The following is an 18,181-nucleotide window of genomic DNA, read 5'->3' as shown; positions in this document are numbered from 1 at the left end:
GCCGTGATCACACAGACGCAGTACCCGTGCTCCGGGTGTGGTGCCAACGTCGAGTTCGCGCCCGGCACCACCGCCCTGCGGTGCCCGTACTGCGGGCACGAGACGCAGATCGCCGCCGCCACCCGCCAGGTCGCAGAGCACGACTGGAACCAGTTCGCCGGCCTGCCCCGCAAGCCGATCGCGCTGCTGGCCAAGCACGTCTTCAAGTGCCAGAACTGCGGCGCGGCGACCGAGTCCGACGCGATCTCCGACCGCTGCCGGTTCTGCGGCGCGGCCGTCGTCGCCGAGGTCAGCCCCGAGGACCAGGTCGTGCCCGAGGCGGTCCTGCCGTTCACCCTCACCAAGCAGCAACTGCGTGAGGAACTGCGCAAGTGGGCGGCGTCGCGCTGGTTCGCGCCCAACGGGCTGAAGAAGGTCAGCGAGGCCGAGTCGGCGAAGAGCACCTATCTGCCGCACTGGACCTACGACACCCGGACCGTCTCGCACTACCAGGGCCAGCGTGGCGAGCACTACTGGGTGACGGAGACCTACACCGAGAACGGTGAGACGAAGACCCGCCAGGTGCAGAAGACCCGGTGGCACCACGCGAGCGGCACCGTCGGGCGCACCTTCGACGACGTGCTCGTGACCGGCACGACCAAGGTCACCCAGGCGCACCTCGACGCCCTGGAGCCGTGGCCGCTGCCCGACGCCCAGCCCTTCCACGCGCAGTACCTGGCAGGCCACGAGACCCTCCGCTACGACGTCGAGCCCGAAACCGGCCTCGAACAGGCGAAGCGCAAGATCGCGCCGATCATCGAGCAGGACTGCCGGCACGACATCGGCGGCGACGAGCAGCGCGTCGACCACGTTGACACCGAGTACCATGACCTGACCTTCAAGCTGATGCTGCTGCCGGTGTGGCTGGCCTGCTACATCTACGCCGGCAAGACCTACAACATCCAGGTCAACGGCCGCACCGGCGAGGTCGCCGGCGAACGCCCGTACAGCGCCGCGAAGATCGCCGCCTTTGTTATCGCCGTGGTACTGATCATCGCCGCCATTGTGGCCTTCTTCATCCTGCGCCGATAACGGGACGGTGCCCTGCCGTAGTGCGTCCCAGGACATGGGTCGGCGTCACCGCCCCATGTCCTGGGGGTCAAGGGGTCGTGGGTTCGAATCCCGCCGTCCCGACAGCGCGAGGGCGTCGACCCCTGTGTGGCCTGAGCGGAACGCAGAATGGAGAGCCAGGTTGGACCGGATCGAGGCGATGCTTGCCGCCGTTGACTGGAGCGTTGTCCAGGGTGGGTTGTGGGGCAACCACGAGGGGCCGATGTCGGCGGTGCCGGAGATGGTGCGTGATCTGTGGCGTCCCGAGCGGATCTGGGACGCGGTAGACGTTCTCGAGACGGCTGGTTTCGAGTTCGGGAAGACGCGGCCGGTGACGCCGCTGCTGGCGCGGGTGCTTGTGGCGGTCCTGGCCGATCCGCGCTCGGCGACGGCTGCGGTGTACGAGTCGGAAGACCTCGACCTGCCGCTGCGGGCGAAGCTGCTGACCCTGCTCGGCACTGCGGCGACGACGGCGGCGTGGGGCGGCACGGACGACGAGCTGCGGGCCACGATCGCGGCGGTCGCCGCCGACGAGCCGGGACTGTCGGTGGCGGAGCTGTGGGCCGGGGATGAGGGCGCAGATCGGCTTGCAGTGCGAGCGCTGGCTGGCGAGGTGCTTGACGCCGTCCTGCCGTTCATAGACGACCCGGATGTGTGGGTGGCTCACGCGGCGGTGTTCGCGGCGACCCGGTTCGCGCAACTTCAGCAACTGGTCGTCGGCAGAGTGATGGAAGGACGAGCAGCGCCGGCTGGGCCGGCCGCGGTGACGGAAGCTCGGCTGGCGGCGGTCGCCCGGCGCGGGAGCGGTGATGGTAACGGTTTGTCAGGCGTGTCCGGTGCGGCCGCGTACGCCCTCGCCCAGTTGGGCGCCGACACATCGGCGCTGCTGGAGCATCCGGCGCTCGTGGTGCGGGCGTGCGCCGCGCTCTCACCAGCCACCATCGGTGACCGGCGCGCCGTCGCGGCGCTGGAGGAGGCGCTCCGTCACACGCCAGCCAACGACCACTGGCTAGATCCGGGGTCGGCGTTGCAGCGGCTGCGACTGCACATCGAATTCGCGGCAGCGGCGGCCGCGCGTGTGACCGACTTCGCCGAGCTCATGCCTGGCGCGCTTGCGGTCGCCGCACCGGAGGGTGGGGCCACGGAGGCCGGCTGGGGCCCGCTGCTGCTGGTGGCGTTCCGGACCGGTTGGCAGGACCGACCGCTGACCGACGCGCAGCGGGCATTCCTGCGGCAGCTGGTCGACAACGACGACGTGTGGGGCGACCGGGCACGGCTCACCATGCCGTGCCTGATCGAAGTCGGCCTGCCCCCCGATCGCGCTGCCTGCCAGTCATTACTCTGAGATCGGGACAGCCTCAACGGTCGAGAAGCACGTCACCTCGATCTTCGGCAGGCTTGGCCTGGCGGACGAGCCGGTGCACCGCCGCGTGGCGGCGGTGCTGACCTTCCTCCGCCAGACATCCATCGCGTAACCAGCCCGAGCCAGCCGGCAATCGTTTCGCCGAGGACGGTCGTCGTTCGGTCTCACCGATGATCGTCGCGGTGATGGTGCTGCAACGGCTGGAAGGGCTGTCGGATCGTGAGGCGGTGGGCCGGTTGGGCTGAGGCTGATCCCGATCGTTACCTGACGACCGGAGCATCTTCCCGGAAGCGATCTACCGCGATCGCAGACATTCAACAAATACCGGAGTCTGTCAGAGCGCTGATCGGGTCACGCGACCTGGGGCAGGGCCTGGCATGACGGTTCGGGCAGCTTGAGTCGACGAAGGGTTCGAGGTGGTCGGTGCCTTGCCGATCATGCAGTGCGAAGTGCGCTCGCCGGTCTGTTCGGGTTGGCGAGGTCTGCCGGTCTGCGGTTGTCATGCGCTGATGGCGGAGATTGGCCAGATGCGGAGGATGTACTGCTCGACGCCGTCGAGGGTGCGCCATGCGGCGATGGATGTTTCCGTGTCGGCGGTATGGGTGTCTTCGTTCGACTTGCGCGGCGCGCATCTGCATGTCGGTGCGTCCGGTGTGGCCAAGTCCCTAGGCAGGATCGCGGTCATCACCGACACCGCCACCACCGCGAGTTCTCACCGACGAAGCCGGCGAGTGACAGCGGACGGGAGCAGGAAAGCCGGTATGCGGCCAAGGCGGACGGTGTTGCTGGCGGTCATGTTCCTGACGACCGTCCTGGCCGGTGTGGTCGTGACGATGGTGCTGCGACGGCCCGCGGCGGATGAGCGCCGGTACCCCGACAGCCGGAGGATCTCACTGCAGGACGCGCTGCAGTGGGCGGACCTCGGGCTGCCGGTGTGCGCCGAGCAGGGGGTTCGGTACGGCACGTACTCGGACGCCCTGGGCATGAGCTTCGGTCTGGTGATCCGCATCTCGGCGACAGACAGGTGCATCGAGCAGTTTCTCAGCGAGAACGAGTTCACCGGCACCAGGTACCAGGGGACTGCGCACTTCGTCAGCGGTGCTCCCAAGGCGCGCGGCTGGCCGGTGGGCGCGAGCAAGCTCTACACGCGGATCGCGGTGAACCCGTCGGTCACCCACTCGCTCCAGGCGGAGATCGCCGTGGACCTGGCGGGTGACCGGTCGGAGCTGTTCCTCGACATCAGCAGCAGCTGAGCGGAGGTGCGGCGGACCGGGCGGCCGTTGCGGCCGGACAACGTCACGGATCGATTCGACAAGCTCGTGGTCGGTGCGGGCGTACGCCCGATCGGACCGCATCAGGTCCGGCACCTGATCGCCTCGACGATGCTCGACGACGGGTACGGCATCCATGAAGTGGCCGAACGTCTCGGTTATGACGCCGGCACGCTGATGCGCTACTTCGTTCGCGTGAGCGCCACCCGACGCCGTGAAGCAACCCAGCACCTGGCCGAACTCATTGTGTACTGACCGGACCCATGCGGTCCTGGGCAGATGGGCCCGGCGTCCGAGACCGATCCGTGGACCCCTTTACTCGGCCGGTTTATGCTTACGGTGACCTGGGAGAACGTGCTTGAGCACGTCGCTGGGGCCTTCAACGACTGGAGGTCAAGCAGTCGTAGATGCGATCCCGTCATTTCAACTGCGAGAGCGGTGATTTCGCAGTTCGAAGCCCATCAAAGGTCGCTGTCTCATGCAAGCCCGCAAGATGGCCGACGCGTTCTCCAGCGCGATCGACGCAGCGATGGCGGAAGGGCTGATCGTGCCCCCGGTGGCGGGCGCGTCCGGGTCATGCGGCACCGCACCCGGCAACGAGACGCCGCCCCCGCCGACCTCGCCGGCACCTCCGGCGGGCACGCCCATCCCTGTCGGCTGGAACTGGATCGGCGAGGTCGCCTCGGGTGCCGGCCCGGACGACCAGGTCCGGTTCGCCGACGTCACGGTGACGGCCGCGACGACTACCTCGTCGTCGGCGCGAACGGGCAGGTGCAGGCCTGGTACAACAGCGGCGTCGGTGACGCCATGACGTGGGACAGCCGGGGCGAGATCGCGTCGGGTGTCGGCGCGGCGGGCGACCGGGTGCGCTTCGACGACCTCGACGGTGACGGCCGCGACGACTATCTCGTCGTCGGCGCGAACGGGCGGGTCACCGCCTGGATCAACGGGGCGCTACGGCAACGCCGACCCGTGGGAGCGCAAGGGGCGGATCGCCGCCAGCGGAGCGCCACGCGAGCAGGTGCGCTTCGCGGATCTCAACGGTGACGGCCGCGACGACGGCCAGGGCGGCGTCCGGGCCTGGTTCAACCAGGACGCGGGCGGCCCTGCCGCGCCAGGCGCGACGCCGATGCCGGGCGATCCGCCGCCCGCGGGCGACAACGGCGCCGGCCCCGGGGGCGGGCTGCCGCTCGCGGGATCGTGTGTTCGTCAGTTCGGGGCCCGTCATGATGTCGGTGGCGTCCAGGCACGGAGTGCCGTGGAGATTGGGCAACGAACGTGATCAGCGGCGGTCACAATGGAGCGGTGCCTGCGTATTGGACGGCCTCTCAGATCGCGAATCAGCTGCACAGGACCATCATGGCGTCAGCTGACTTCGTCCGCGCTGGCCAACGCTGCGAACGGTTGGACGGCGGCCTCCGACGCGTGCTGAGCGTGCACACCCGAGCCGCTGGTACGCGACCGCAGGTGCAGCTACTGATTGGGGTGGCGGTGGCCGGTCTGCCCGCACCGGTAACCGCCATTCGCCACGACAGCGTGGGTGGCACCGCCGATACGGCCAGCGGCACCGGGTCGTACCCGCTGCTGACACGCGATCAACCATTGCCGCCGGACCTGCTGGCCGACGTGTCCGGCCCGCTGATGGAATTCCTGCTCAAGGCCGAAGATCTTGAGGATTTCGTCGTCTGGGCGCAGGACATCTACCTCGGCCATGAGCATCCTGGGTGGTGGGGCCGGTTCCGGCCGGTACTGCCACAGGGCACTGGACCCTTGGAGGCGGCGGCGTTCGCTGCGGCCGTCGCGCGCGACACGAGGCTCGTGGAGTTCCTTGCGGCACGTGTTGAGAACGAGCAAGCTAGCGAGCACTACTTCGACGACTTCCTGATCGAACTCCGGCAGCTTCATCCGAGCATCCGGCCACGTCATCCGATGGTCCGACCGGCCACCTGATCTCGTTAGGTGAGTGCCGCCCAGGCAGGCAGGAGCCGCATTGCCGCTCGTTGCTGCGATGACCTGCGGTTTGTCGGTCAGCTTCGGGACCACCTCGTTCGGGTGGTTTCTGTTGTTCGTGAGTTTCGGGCCCGCCTCGGCTGGTGGGAGCATCGGCTGGTCTGGACGGGAGCCTGCCGATGGCGCCGATGTCGAAGGTCGACCTGTTCGCGGCGATCCGACGGGACTCGCGGGCCGGCATGTCCGTGCGGGCGTTGGCTCGTCAGTATCGGGTCAGCCGCCGCACGGTGCGTTCGGCGTTGCAGTCGGCGTGGCCGCAGTCGCGCAAGCCGTTGCCGCCGCGGCCGTCGAAGCTGGATGAGTTCAAGCCGATCATCGACGGCATCCTCCGCGGGGATCTGGACGCGCCGCGCAAGCAGCGGCACACCGTGAAACGGATCTACGACCGGTTGATCGCCGAGCACGACATGCTCGACGTGTCCTACGCGGTGGTCCGCGCCTACGTCGCGGACCGCAAACCGAAGATCCGAGCCGAGGCCGGACGGGGACCGGTCGACGTGTTCTTCCCGCAGACGCACCGGCCGGGCGCCGAGGCGGAGGTCGACTTCGGGGTAGTTGCCGTCAACCTGCGCGGCGAGCTGGTGACCTGCATGCTGTTCGCGCTGCGGCTCTCCTTCTCCGGCAAGACCGTCCATCGGATCTTCATCTCAGGTGGTCAGGAGGCGTTCCTGGAGGGCCACGTCCACGCGTTCACTACCCTCGGTGGCGTCCCCACCGGAAAAATCCGCTACGACAACCTCCGCGCGGCGGTCGCCCAGGTCCTCGGGTTCGCCCGGCAGCGGGTCGAGACCGCCCGCTGGACGGCGTTTCGATCCCACTTCGGCATCGATGCTTTCTACTGCCAGCCGGGCCTGCAAGGCGCGCACGAGAAGGGCGGCGTCGAGGGCCAGATCGGCTGGTTCCGCCGCAACCACCTCGTCCCCGTCCCTTCTCTGAACTAGCCGAAGAGGGGCGCGATGCCTTTGCCGCCGGTGCGTGGGTCGCCGGCGTGCAGGCCATCCCACCAGCGTGTTCCGCCGTCGATGAACTCCTGTAACGAGATCTCTTCACCGGTGCGGTGCGTGACGAGCAGCGTGCTGAACCAGACCCTCAGGTCCAAGTGGCGTGGGCTGTCGCTGCAGCCCTCTTGGAAAAGTTCCAGCACGTGTGGCGCAGGCTCGGTGGACAGGTGGCCGTCGAGGCTGAGCCGATGGCGCCAGGCTGCCCAGCGTTGCGATGGTGAGTCGATGAACTCCCAGCCATAGATAGGGCAACCACCGAAGCGTCGGACGGCTTCGTCAAGGTCGATCAGGGACAGCTTCTCGACGGAGGCTTCGGCGTCATTCCATAGGCCGTTGCGCAACGAGGCGGCGACGCGGCTGACGCCGCTCAGGTGCAGGAGCCTGGTTGTGTCGTCGGGCGCTGGGCCGACCGGGGGAAGGGTGAGAACCTCGACGAGCATCGTCGCACGGGCCGCTCCAGCGTCGACATCAATACCTAGCCAGGCTGCCTCATTCAAGGCGATGTTGAGCCCGTCACGCTGATCGTTGGTCAGGTCCACGAGGTCAGCCTATTGTTCGGTCAGCGACTCGGCTGCGTGGTTTCGGAGAGCATCGGTGCCTGCATCACAGTTGCGTTGCTCTCCGTGCGCAGTCATCCAGCCGCAGCTGGTGAAGATGTGGCGCTGGGTTCCGACGTTCGACCGGCGATCGCGGGGAAGCTGGGCATGCCGAGGTTGATGGCGGTGTTGCGTCGCTGGATCGCGTCGTCGGCTTGGGCGATAGACGCCGAGGTCGGAGCCGTGCGGCGTGCCACGACGAGCGATCGTGGGCGGATGCCTTTGCGGCGGACGATCTTGCGTTACTTGTCGAAGTAGTAGGCGCGGTCTGCGAACAGTTCGGCCGGTCGGCGGCGTGACCGGCCTCGTCGGCCACGTACCGGCGGAACTGCGTCGATGAGTGGCAGCAGTTCGGTGATGTCGTTGCGGTTGCCGCCGGTCAACGATGCGGCGAGAGGGATGCCGGCGCCCTCGGTCAGGACGTGGTGCTTGGAGCCCGCTCGGGCGCGGTCGACCGGGATCGGTCCGCTTTTGGGCCACGACGAGCAGCACGGACGTGCGAGGAGTCGATGACCGCTCTGGACCAGTCCAGCTTCCCCGCGGCGTGCAGTTCGGCCAGCAGCAGCTCATGCAGCTGCTTCCAGACCCCGGCCCGGTTCCACTCCTCCAGGCGCCGCCAGCAGGATGACCAGCCAGAGCTCGAATCGGCTGGGCCGCTGCCGGCCGACTGCCGCATCGAACTCGCGCAGAGCGGGGTGGTTGTGCATGCCTGGGACGTTGACGCGCTGCGCGCGGACGAGGAGTTCGCCACGGACTTCACCGTTTTCATCGAGGAGTCGGCGCCCTGGGTTCCGATCGGCACGGGGGCTTACTCCGTGCATCGGGGCTGGCACCCGACGACATCGTGTGGATCGCGCTCGACTCCGACGACACCACGGCAAAGCGGGCGACCGCCTTGCACCGAGCCGTGGCCCGCCGGCATACGTGCCGGCCGTAGCGTTGATGCATGACAACCCAGGTGTACCGGCCGCTCGAGGTGATGTTCGGCGGCCTGCACCGGTCCGAGCCAGGGCGAGGAGATCGGCCAGTACCGCGACGGTGCCTCCGGCCAGGCCAAGGCCCTGCCGGCAGATCAACGAGCTGACTGCCGGCGCATCCAACTCCCGTGCCGGCCAGATCCAGCATCGCCGGCCATCCGATCAGATTCAGGATCCCTACCGGATGCCGAGATCGCTTCCGAGTGGTGGTAGGACGCGGGCGAAGGCTGTGCTGGCGAAGCGCCAGTTGTGTCCGCCGGTTCCGGTGAACTCGTGTGACGTGATGCCGGCGGTCGCCGCGGAGCGGGCAAGCTCTCGAGCGGTGGCGATGCCTCGGGAGTCGTCGGCGCCCGCGGCGAACCATGCGGTGACCCCGTCGTAGTGGTGCGTGGCGAGCAGACGGGCTGGATCGTGGGCTTCCTCGTCGGTGACCGAGCCGTTGTACAGCTGGAGTGTCGTCTGGGCGTTGCGGAGGGTGGGCCGGGGCTCGCCGCCCAGGTCGACGAGGTGGCGGTAGACGTCGGGGTGGGCGATCACGAGGTCGGCCGCGCAGGTGCCGCCCTCGAAGAAGCCGACGACCCCCCACGTCTTGGGGTCGTGCTTGAGGTGCAGTGTCGCAGTGACGAACGCCGGGATGTCGACGGTGAGGAAGGTTTCGGCGTTGCCCTGTTGGCCGTCGACGCATTCGGTGTCGCGGTACGTCGCGCCGTTCTGGTCGGCGAAGACGAGTACCGGGGCGACGCCGTGGTGCTCGGCGGCGTAGGTGGCGTCGGTGGTCACGGCATGGCCGGCCTCCAGCCATTGGCTGGTCCAGCCGGGCACGCCGGCGAGGACGAGCAGGACGGGTAGGTCCGGCCGGGGCGCGGTGAAGTAGGCCGGTGGGAGGTAGACGTAGCCTGGCCGGTGCGCGAAGTGTGAGGCGGCGGCCGGCATGTCGAACGCGCCGAGCACGCCCTCGGCGCGGGCGTCGGGCGACGTGCCACGGAGCGTCCGCTCGAGGTTGCCGCTGCTCACCGCGCCGGTGTGGTCGAGAAGGCCTCCCACGTTCGGCCAGACGGCGTAGATCTGGTTGGCGAACAGGAGTCCCCCGGCGAGTGTCAACGGGACTGCGGCTACGGCGGTGATCCGGCGGATGACCCCGGGGCGTGGCAGCGCGAGGGGTACGCCGAGGGCGGCTGCCACCAATGCGGCGAACCACAGGTCGAACATCGGCGGATAGCGGTCGCGGACCGTCTCGGTCAGCCGCAGCAGCACTACGGTCGCCGCGGTGAGAGCCGTCGCCGACGCCAGTAGTAGCGGCAGGGTGCGCAGCAGCCATCGCCGGTCCCGACGGATCCAGGAGCCGATCAGGCCGGCTACGGCGAGCAGTTCGACGGCGTGAGCGACGGTGGGGTTGAGCAGCGGCACGTCGTCGAACAGCCCGGCATACGCGGCGAAGACGGCGGCCAGGAGCACCACGATCGCTGTCGCGGTGAGGGTGGTCTTGCGGGTACGCCACATCGTGACCACGACCTGTTCAGCTAGCTGGGCGGAAGACCCAGCCGCGAATGAGGAGGAACCGCACCAGGGTGGCGCTCAGGTTGGCGACGACGAGCACCCCCAATTTCAGGGTGCGGGTTGAACCGGTTGATGGCGGCGAGCGCGCCGCTGGTCATGGCGAGCCCGAGCATGAAAATGAGCATGCCCCGCCACGCAGTAACCGGTGCCCGGTCACGAGCCACCGGGGGTTTCCCAGCGGGGCTGGCCTCGTCAGCCGGTCTCGTTGCCCTGGCCACGGCCCAACGGTAGCTCCGGCCACTGGCAGGAACACGGGCGTCGGATGTGTACCAGGTGTGAGAAAGTCGCGCCCAACCGCGGCGCTGCCCGGGTAGGGGCGCCCCTGGACGGGCCGAGGCGAGCTTCGGTCGTCAGTGGCCGAGTGCGACCTGGACGAGCTTGATGATGACCAGGATCGTCGCGACCGCGAGGTAGAGGCGAAGTGCGCCGATGCCGAGCTTGCGGCCGACGGACATGGGGGCGCGGCCGAGTTCTGCCAGCAGCGTCATCTGCCAGTTCTCCCGGTCCTGCCGGTTGATCGGCGCCGCGGCGGTCCGGCGGGTGGTGGCCAGGGCGAAGCCGAGCGCGGCCGCGGCGGCCAGGCCGCAGCCGGCGATGATGGCCAGGATCGCGGTCGTGGTGATGTCCGGGAAGAGGACCGAGGTGGTCAGGATCACCGAGAGGGTCACCAGGACCGCGACGATCAGCGCCGCGAAGGCGTTGCGCCCGCGGCCGTTGACCCATGGGCCGAGCACGTCCTTGTCGTTGCACAGCAGCAGCAGGAACATCGACGCGGACGGCAGCAGCACGCCGGCCAGGACCTGGACGCCCTGGGTGAGCAGGCCCAGCGGTGTGCCGGGCAGCAGGACCAGGGTCGCGGCGGTGCAGATCAGCAGCGCGTAGACGGCGTAGAAGCCTTTGGCCTGCTTGACCCCGCGGTGCAGCGAGTGCTTGATGCCCAGTGCGTCGCCGAGGGCGTAGGAGGTTGCCAGCGACACCGCGAACGCGCCGATGATCGAGGCGTCCAGCAGCGCGATCGCGAACAGTACGCCAGCCGCGTTGCCCGCGTGGGCGGCGATCCCGGCCGCCAGCCCGGTGGAGTCGGTGTAGGTGCCGGACCCGGAGGTGCCGGCGAACGCCGCAGCGGCAGCTCCCATGATCGCTCCGGCGCCGATCACGACAAGGAGGACGCCGAGCCACAGGTCGGCCTTCTCGTACCTCATGAACCGCGGCGTGATGCGCTTGTCGATGATGTAGGACTGCTGGAAGAACAGCTGCCAGGGGGCGACGGTCGTGCCGACGATGCCGATGATCAGCAGCATGACGGCGGAGAGCTGTCCGGCCCCGCCGGGCATCGTCGGGGTGAGGAAGCCGCGGGCCATCTGCGAGGTCGCGGGATGGGCCATGACGTAGACCGGGACCAGCAGCAGCGACCCGGCGCAGAACGTGACCGCGATGCGTTCGAACCGGCGGAAGCTGCCCGTGAACGCCGCGGCGACGATGACCGCGGCGGCCAGCAGCACGGCGGGGACCTTCGGCAGGCCCAGGTACCCGGCCGCGAGGGTGATCCCGATGAACTCGGTGACGACGGTCAGGGCGTTGAGGATGAACAGGTCGATCACCGAGAAGGCGCCCCAGAACCTTCCGAACCGCTCCAGGATCAGGCGTGCGTGCCCGACGCCGGTCACGGCACCCAGGCGTACCACCATCTCCTGGTTGACGTACAGAACCGGGACGAGCAGCAGCAGCGTCCACAGCAGCGCGGTGCCGTAGTCCTGCCCGGCCTGACCGTAGGTGGCGAACGCGCCGGCGTCGTTGTCGCCGACCATGACGATGAGGCCCGGCCCGACGATCGCCAGCAGGGTCATGAGCTTGCGGCGCGGACCCCGGCGCGAGGTCACGTCGTCCCGGCGGATGGTGCCCAGGGCACCGCGGATGTCGCCGACACGCGTGTCGTCGCGCGCCGCGGAACGCGTCGTGGTGGTGGTCGTGGTCATGGCGGAACCCTCCCCACCCCGCCGAGGGGGCGTGCCATCACGGGAGGCACGCAGCATGCATCCACCCAGCCGGGAATACGGTGACGCATCGGTCACCGCAACATCCGGGTCACCGCAAGTAGGGAAGGGAGGGGGCTACCGCGTGCGGGAAGCGGAGCACAGGCACAGACAGATGGAGGGCCTGGATCGGCCAGAATTCCTGGGTCTCATCTGGACCCGCCTCCCTCCGGCCAGGACACGCGAGCGTGCCGAACGATCGCAACGGGAGGTCCGGCGCCATGTGCCGGGTGACACCCCCACTCGTCAGAGCTTTGGCACTCCACGGCGTAGCGCGAGACCTCCGAGAAGCCCTGCCTGCGCAGCCACCTGGCCTTTCCCCTTAGCCCGGGGAGAGGTGTCCTGATCCGGAGGGTCTCTCGACCGGCGGGATCAGTGGCCTGTATCCGTGGAGACGCCTCACCGAACGAGGTGTCTCATGAAGAACACTTCAAGTATGCGCCCAACCGAGCGGCGGTCCAAGGCCGGTGGGGCCTGACTGGAAGCTTGCTACTGCCTCCTGAGCCGCCGCCACCAATGCAGATGTCTATGCAGATGCCAGATCGGTCGCTCGTCCGGGTGAGCCAGCTGCGACGCGATACACAGCGTCGTCACGGCGCAAATGAGCAACAGCGCCATGAACACCAAAACGCCTGGAAGAACCATCCTCAGCCGCCCTTCGGGCCACCGATTCCCCAGCAGAAAATTCTATGTCGCTCAGCGGCACAAACACCCGCAGCAACAATCCGGGGCGGCAGCGCTCCCAGCCGAGCACCTGCCCGGTGCGCTCGGTGCTCAAAGCACAGGCCTATGCGGGGCCGCGGGTCCCGTCGGACCGCGCGGCGTTGAGGGCGGCGCCGGCCTGGTCGGCGAGGGTGACGGCGACGAGGCGGGCTTGCAGAGGCACGGCGGCGCCAGGGGTGGGCTGGAGCATGAACCGGCCGTAAAATTGCCCGGCGGCCGATGCCCGTAGTTCGACCTCTTCGCCCGGGAGCTCGTCGCGGTTGGGGTGCCTGCGGGCACGTCCCTGGGTGATGCTGCCGTCGCGTTCCAGGCGTGCCGGGCGACCGAGCAGCTTGCCGTACTCAAACTGGCATCCTTGCAGGTGCAGCAGGTCGACCAGCTGCGTGCGCACCTGGTCGACCACAACACGGCTCTCGGCACCGGACTGGACCAGCGCGGTGGTGCGCTCGATCTGCGCCAGGTGGTCGGCGTCGGTGATCGTGACCAGGTACAGGCGCCGTGCCCGCGCGGCGAGCTGCGAGACAGCCAGGCCCACGACGAGCAGCAGCACCGCCGTGGCGATGTCGGCGGACGCGGCGATGGTGAACCGTCCGTAGGGTTCGGTAAGGAACAGGTCGAACCACGCTGCGGCCGACAGAGCCGCGAGTGCGCCGGCCAGCCGGTTGCCGTTGGCGGCCACCGCCACGACGACCACGACCAGGACGAGTGCCGCGTTCGCCGCGGACAGCCTGCCACGAAACGGGGTCAGCGCCACGGCGATCGCGAGCGGCGCCACAACGGCGGCGGCCAGTGCGAGCAGGTCTCTGCCGGGCTTCTTGGGCATGGGACGCACCTCCTGCCTCCGGTGTGACCGTAGCGCGCGCGGCGCTCGCACCCCAGCACGCGACGGACCGGCCAGGCCCGCGCCGCTCAGCGGTACGCGGCGCTCATCACACCGAGCGACGTGCTCGCCAAAGTTGCTGAAGCACACGGCCACGCCCCGCGTCGTGAACCTGTCGGTCACCCAGGTGGCCGCGCCGACAGGCGACACGGATGCGCAGTGCCCGGCGTGCGCGACACAGGAGATGTCCCGGCGGATGACGGCGGTGTACGTCTGCTGATGGTCTAGGGTCGAGTCCATCCAACGAACGTGATCGGCGGTAGGCGCCGGATCAGGACACTCGGGGTGCCGTGTTCGCCTTCCGCAGTTCGACGGCACTGGCGTTCGCGTTCGGCATGGCGGTGACCGGCACCATCACCATCACCATCACCACCCTGCTGTTCTTCTACATCGCCCGGCAGAAGTGGCAAACGCCGCGCTGGGTGCTCGGCGCGGGCGCCGCCGTGCTGCTCACCGTCGACCTGCTGTTCTTCGCGGCCAACCTCACGAAGCTCGTCCACGGCGCCTGGCTGCCGCTGCTCATCGGCCTTACCACCGTCGACGACCTCGTACATCGAGGTGTAGCAGGCCGGCACGGACACGTTCAGCCGTGACGGGCGCACGCCGGCCACCGGCAGCATGGACAACACCACCAAGCTGTGGAACGTGACCGACCCGGCCCGACCGGCGCTCGCCGACCTCCTCTCCGACCAGAGCGACGATGTGTACGTACCGCCGGACCCCGTTGACCTTGATGGTCGTCTCATCGACGAACCACCTGTGGCCCGGTGAATGGCGGCAGGACCGGGCCGCCCCAGCCTGCCGGTGGATCGGGCGATCACCGTGGAAGTTCCCGCCATGCCAGGGTTTCGAGTGGGCGGTACGCGGTATTTGCCCGAGATGGGCCTGTTGACGTGGCGTCACGGCCCGCCACCGACCTGGTGAGGTGTGCCGTGCAGGATGCGGGCGGCACGGCCGGCTGGGTGCCCGCACGCTCCGGCTTCCTGCGGCGCGAAGTGGGGCTGTGGGGCCTGACCTTCGTGTCGCTGGGCTCGATCATCGGCTCCGGCTGGTTGCTCGGCGCGCTGACCGCGGCGCAGGCCGCCGGGCCCGCGTCGCTGATCTCCTGGCTGCTGGCCGGTGCGATGCTCGCGCTGCTCGCCCTGGTCCACGCGGAGCTCGGCACCGCCTACCCGGTCGCCGGCGGCACAGCGCGGTTCCCCGGGTTCGCGTTCGGCGCCCTCGCCGGACTCACCGCGGGCTGGACCGCCTGGCTGCAGGCCGTGACGATCGCGCCGATCGAGGTGGAGGCGAGCCTGCAGTACCTCGACAACATCGGCTGGGTGCGTAGCCACCTCGGCCTCCTGCGCGCCGACGGCACGCTGTCACCGGCCGGGCTGGGCTTCGCCACCCTGCTCATGTTGCTGTTCACCGTGATCAACGTGCTGGGGGTGCGGCGGCTCGCCAGGAGCAACGCCACAGTCGTGCTCTGGAAGCTCGCGATACCGGTGCTCACCGTCATCGTCGTGGCCGCGCTGACCTTCCATCCGTCCAATTTCACGGCAGGCGGCGGATTCAGCCCGTACGGTGCCCACGGCATCTTCGCCGCGCTGCCCGCCGGTGTCGTCTTCTCCCTGCAGGGCTTCGAACAGGCGATCCAGCTGGGCGGGGAAGCACGCAACCCACAACGCGACCTGTCCCGCGCCGTAATCCTGGCAATGCTGATCGGAACGGTGCTGTACATCCTGCTGCAGATCGTCTTCATCGGCGGCCTGGATCCGCGCAACCTCGCCGGCGGCTGGGCGCATCCGGTGGGCGCCGGGGACTTCGGCCCGTACGCGACCATCGCCGCCGCAGCGGGCGCCGGCTGGCTGGCCCTGCTGCTGTACGTCGATGCGTTCGTCTCACCCGCGGGGACGGGACTGGTCTACGTCGGCGCCTCGTCTCGGCTCTCCTACGCGCTGGCCCGGCAGGGCACCCTGCCGTCGGCGCTGAGCTACGTCAGCCGCCGCGGCGTGCCGCTGTACTCGATCGCGCTGGCGTTCGTCGCAGGAGAGCTGGCCTTCCTGCCGTATCCCAGCTGGCAGTCGCTCGTCGGGCTCGTCACGTCGGCGACCGCGATCATGTACGCGTTCGCGCCGGTGTCGCTGACCGCGCTGCGCCGGCGTGATCCCCAGCGCCACCGCCCCTACCGGGTGCCCGCCGCCGGGGTCGCCGCACCCGCGGCCTTCGTCGCGGCGAACCTGGTGATCTACTGGGGCGGGTTCGAGGCGACCTGGAAGCTCCTGCTGGCGATCGGCGCGGGGCTGGCACTCTTCGCGATCACCGTGGCGTGCACCGCCGAACGGGAACGGCCCGCCGTCGACTGGCGTGCATCGTCGTGGATCTGGCCCTGGCTCATCGGGCTCACCCTCATCGGGTTCCTCGGCCGGTACGGGCGCGGCGCACGCCTGTGGCTGCCCGGCTGGATCGACCTGCTCGTGGTGGTCGTCTTCAGCCTGGTGGTCTTTGCCCATGCCGTCAGCGTGGCGATGGACAGTGAACGGGTGCGGACTGCGGTTGACCGGGAGCGGCACGAACTCGCCACCACGCTGGAGCGCGACGTACCGTGATGATTGTCCCGCCGCCAAGGGCACTCTCATCGGCCATCGGACACGTGCAGCGTTCGTCGGAGCCGCTCACCGTCGCGATTCACCCCGACGGGCGAGGCGCCGAGCGCGGCATGACCGACCAACGGCAGATCCGGACCCGGCCAAATCCTGAACCCCTCAGCCTGTCGCAGGTCGGGGCGGTGCTCTCGGGGGCCGGTACCGCCGGGAGCCGGTCGCACCGCCCCGGAGATCCAGAGGCGCCCGCGTGGTGCGGTGCGGGCGGGCGGGCATCCGACCGCCAGGCTCAAGGGGGTGAAGGGTCCGACGTGCCGATAGATTGGTGCGGTGTCCATCGATAGGTACCGTCTGGGAGTCGACTTCGGCACCTCATCGACCGTCGCAATGCTGAGCGGGCCCGGCGCGCGCGCTGAGCTGGTGCTCTTCGACGGCTCGCCCCTGCTGCCCTCGGCGGTGTGCGCGGACGCGACGGGCACGCTCCTGGTCGGTCGCGACGCCCTGCACGCCGGGCTCTCCACACCCGAACGGTTCGAGCCGCACCCCAAGCGTCGCATCGACGAGGGCGTCGTGCTGCTCGGCGCTGAGGTGCCGGTCGTCGACCTGATCGCGGCCGTTCTCGCCCGCGTCGGGACAGAGGCGGGGCAGATCATCGGCGGCCGGCCGGACTCCACCGTCGTCACCTGCCCAGCCTCGTGGGCCTGGCCCCGCCGGCGCATCCTGTCCGAGGCGGCCACCGTGGCCGGCCTGCCGGATGTCCGGCTCGTCGCCGAGCCGATAGCGGCGGCGGCATACCTGCTGACCGTCGCCGGTCGGCGGGTGCCCGACAACGTGCCGATCCTGGTCTACGACCTCGGTGCCGGCACGTTCGACGCGAGCGTCGTCGTGCGCCGCTCGACCGGCTTCGAGGTGCTCGCGACCCGCGGGCTGGACGACACCGGCGGCCTCGACATCGACGCCGCGGTGGTGGCCGCGATCGGCCCGGCGGCCGACCCGGTGTGGCAGCGGTTGCGTGCCCCGGCGACCGTGGCCGATCGCCGGGCGGCGCGCCAGCTGTGGGACGGCGCCCGGCTCGCAAAGGAGAGCCTGGGCCGGCTGCCGTCGACGCTCATCCACATTCCGCTGCTCGACGTCGAGGCGCCGCTCGGCCGCGAACAGCTCGACGAGCTGGCCAGGCCGATCATCGGCCGCACGATCGGCGCGACCCAGGCCGTCCTCGACGCACACGGCCTGCGGGCCGCCGACCTCGGCACGGTGCTCCTTGTCGGCGCCGGCAGCCGGCTCCCGCTGGTGACGACCATGCTCCGCCAGGCGTTCGGCGTCGACCCGATGATGATCGAGCAGCCGGAACTGGTCGTCGCCAAGGGCAGCGTGCTCGCGGCCGATCCGGCCACCACCGACAAGCCACGGCGGGAGGCTCGGCCCGACGCTGGCCCGCTGCCCCAGGAGGCGGCAGTGGGCCCGCAACGACAGGTGGTCACTGTCAGCACACCGACGCCAGCGGACACGGTGGGGCCGCCGCGGCCCCGGGACCCGCAACCGTCGTGGGTGACCGATTCGAACCGGCGCAGCTCCGCCGCCACGATCGTCGTCGTCGTCGTCGTCCTCATCCTGGTCATCGCCATCGGTGTACGGCTGTCGCGGAACTCCGACTCGTCTGGCGCCGGCGCCAAGCCCACCACCGCAGGGTCGTCGCCGAGCGCGAGCCCGAGCCCATCGCCATCACCGGCAAAGACCCGCCCACCGGAGTTCGACGTGCCGGTCACCCTCATCGGCAGCCTGGACATGACGTACGAAGGTTCCATGCGCAACGGCTGGTGCACGCCAATCGACGGCGCTGACGGTCAGTTGTACGAACTGGTGGGCGCTGAACCCGATATCCAAACCGTGCCTGCCGGGATCAGCCGCGTACGGGTGGTCGGGTTCCTCAACCCGACGGGCACCGGCTGCAACGGCCGGAAACTGCTGTGGGTCACCGAGCTCAAGGAAGTCTGATCTACGGCGCGCTCGCATCGGCGAAGGAACTCCTCTAGCGGCATGGACAACCCAGCACGGAGGCGGCCCCTCCGGTTGTTCAGCACACCACACGCAACCGG

General features: G+C 69.3%; 16 protein-coding genes, 1 pseudogene and 1 riboswitch. Of the genes and pseudogenes, 12 read left to right on the top strand and 5 right to left on the bottom strand.

What is annotated here, in order from left to right; genetic code table 11:
- Positions 1-3 precede the first annotated feature (3 nt).
- The 8 genes from ACFY3L_RS23480 to istA all read left to right on the top strand — a co-directional run bounded on the left by ACFY3L_RS23480 (position 4) and on the right by istA (position 6,674).
- Positions 4-1,071, top strand: a complete 1,068-nt coding sequence (locus ACFY3L_RS23480; protein ID WP_389327683.1) for a hypothetical protein — start codon at positions 4-6, stop codon at positions 1,069-1,071.
- 160 nt (positions 1,072-1,231) lie between these two features.
- A complete protein-coding gene (locus tag ACFY3L_RS23475) occupies positions 1,232-2,434 on the top strand; it encodes a hypothetical protein (protein WP_389327680.1) in 1,203 nt (400 codons plus the stop codon).
- 446 nt (positions 2,435-2,880) lie between these two features.
- Positions 2,881-3,705 (top strand): hypothetical protein, encoded by an 825-nt coding sequence (locus ACFY3L_RS23470; RefSeq protein ID WP_389327677.1) that lies wholly within the window; start codon positions 2,881-2,883, stop codon positions 3,703-3,705.
- A gap of 6 nt (positions 3,706-3,711) precedes the next feature.
- Positions 3,712-3,978 carry a tyrosine-type recombinase/integrase gene (locus ACFY3L_RS23465; RefSeq protein ID WP_389327674.1) on the top strand — a complete coding sequence of 89 codons (267 nt, stop codon included), beginning with the start codon at positions 3,712-3,714 and terminating at the stop codon, positions 3,976-3,978.
- Between the two features lie 223 nt (positions 3,979-4,201).
- Positions 4,202-4,534: a hypothetical protein gene (locus ACFY3L_RS23460; protein WP_389328875.1), complete on the top strand. Its 333-nt coding sequence runs from the start codon at positions 4,202-4,204 to the stop codon at positions 4,532-4,534.
- Positions 4,495-4,770 carry a hypothetical protein gene (locus ACFY3L_RS23455; RefSeq protein ID WP_389328840.1) on the top strand — a complete coding sequence of 92 codons (276 nt, stop codon included), beginning with the start codon at positions 4,495-4,497 and terminating at the stop codon, positions 4,768-4,770. The genes ACFY3L_RS23460 and ACFY3L_RS23455 overlap by 40 nt, the downstream gene beginning before the upstream one ends.
- 420 nt (positions 4,771-5,190) lie before the next feature.
- Positions 5,191-5,673 carry a hypothetical protein gene (locus ACFY3L_RS23450; protein WP_389327671.1) on the top strand — a complete coding sequence of 161 codons (483 nt, stop codon included), beginning with the start codon at positions 5,191-5,193 and terminating at the stop codon, positions 5,671-5,673.
- A gap of 188 nt (positions 5,674-5,861) precedes the next feature.
- The gene (istA, locus tag ACFY3L_RS23445; RefSeq protein ID WP_389327668.1) at positions 5,862-6,674 is read left to right on the top strand and encodes an IS21 family transposase; all 813 of its coding nucleotides are present in this window, start codon (positions 5,862-5,864) and stop codon (positions 6,672-6,674) included.
- Here istA and ACFY3L_RS23440 read toward each other — a convergent pair.
- From ACFY3L_RS23440 to ACFY3L_RS23420, 5 genes and pseudogenes are all read right to left on the bottom strand, one after another.
- Positions 6,671-7,273 (bottom strand): hypothetical protein, encoded by a 603-nt coding sequence (locus ACFY3L_RS23440; protein WP_389327665.1) that lies wholly within the window; start codon positions 7,271-7,273, stop codon positions 6,671-6,673. The genes istA and ACFY3L_RS23440 overlap by 4 nt on opposite strands.
- Positions 7,274-7,489: 216 nt before the next feature.
- A pseudogene (locus tag ACFY3L_RS23435) lies at positions 7,490-7,955 on the bottom strand (transposase); the annotation flags it as partial.
- A 529-nt stretch (positions 7,956-8,484) separates the two neighbouring features.
- Positions 8,485-9,807: an alpha/beta hydrolase-fold protein gene (locus ACFY3L_RS23430; RefSeq protein ID WP_389328836.1), complete on the bottom strand. Its 1,323-nt coding sequence runs from the start codon at positions 9,805-9,807 to the stop codon at positions 8,485-8,487.
- Positions 9,808-10,214: 407 nt separating this feature from the next.
- Positions 10,215-11,840, bottom strand: a complete 1,626-nt coding sequence (locus tag ACFY3L_RS23425) for an NRAMP family divalent metal transporter (protein WP_389327662.1) — start codon at positions 11,838-11,840, stop codon at positions 10,215-10,217.
- A 287-nt stretch (positions 11,841-12,127) separates the two neighbouring features.
- A riboswitch (M-box (ykoK) riboswitch) is annotated at positions 12,128-12,315 on the bottom strand.
- Positions 12,316-12,684: 369 nt separating this feature from the next.
- Positions 12,685-13,443, bottom strand: a complete 759-nt coding sequence (locus ACFY3L_RS23420) for a DUF4118 domain-containing protein (RefSeq protein ID WP_389327659.1) — start codon at positions 13,441-13,443, stop codon at positions 12,685-12,687.
- A 347-nt stretch (positions 13,444-13,790) separates the two neighbouring features.
- Here ACFY3L_RS23420 and ACFY3L_RS23415 point away from each other — a divergent pair, with 347 nt between their 5' ends.
- The 4 genes from ACFY3L_RS23415 to ACFY3L_RS23400 all read left to right on the top strand — a co-directional run bounded on the left by ACFY3L_RS23415 (position 13,791) and on the right by ACFY3L_RS23400 (position 18,080).
- On the top strand, positions 13,791-14,093 hold the full coding sequence (locus tag ACFY3L_RS23415) for a KUP/HAK/KT family potassium transporter (protein WP_389327656.1): 303 nt from the start codon (positions 13,791-13,793) through the stop codon (positions 14,091-14,093).
- 25 nt (positions 14,094-14,118) lie between these two features.
- Positions 14,119-14,271 carry a hypothetical protein gene (locus tag ACFY3L_RS23410; protein ID WP_389327654.1) on the top strand — a complete coding sequence of 51 codons (153 nt, stop codon included), beginning with the start codon at positions 14,119-14,121 and terminating at the stop codon, positions 14,269-14,271.
- 161 nt (positions 14,272-14,432) lie between these two features.
- Complete coding sequence (locus ACFY3L_RS23405) at positions 14,433-16,091, top strand: APC family permease (protein WP_389327651.1); 1,659 nt, start codon at positions 14,433-14,435, stop codon at positions 16,089-16,091.
- 324 nt (positions 16,092-16,415) lie between these two features.
- Positions 16,416-18,080, top strand: a complete 1,665-nt coding sequence (locus ACFY3L_RS23400) for an Hsp70 family protein (RefSeq protein ID WP_389327648.1) — start codon at positions 16,416-16,418, stop codon at positions 18,078-18,080.
- Positions 18,081-18,181 lie beyond the last annotated feature (101 nt).

The organism is Dactylosporangium sp. NPDC000521 (assembly GCF_042898305.1).
GTDB lineage: Bacteria > Actinomycetota > Actinomycetes > Mycobacteriales > Micromonosporaceae > Dactylosporangium.
The sequence above is the reverse complement of the archived record's forward strand: the minus strand, read 5'-3'. Positions and strand labels throughout refer to the sequence as shown.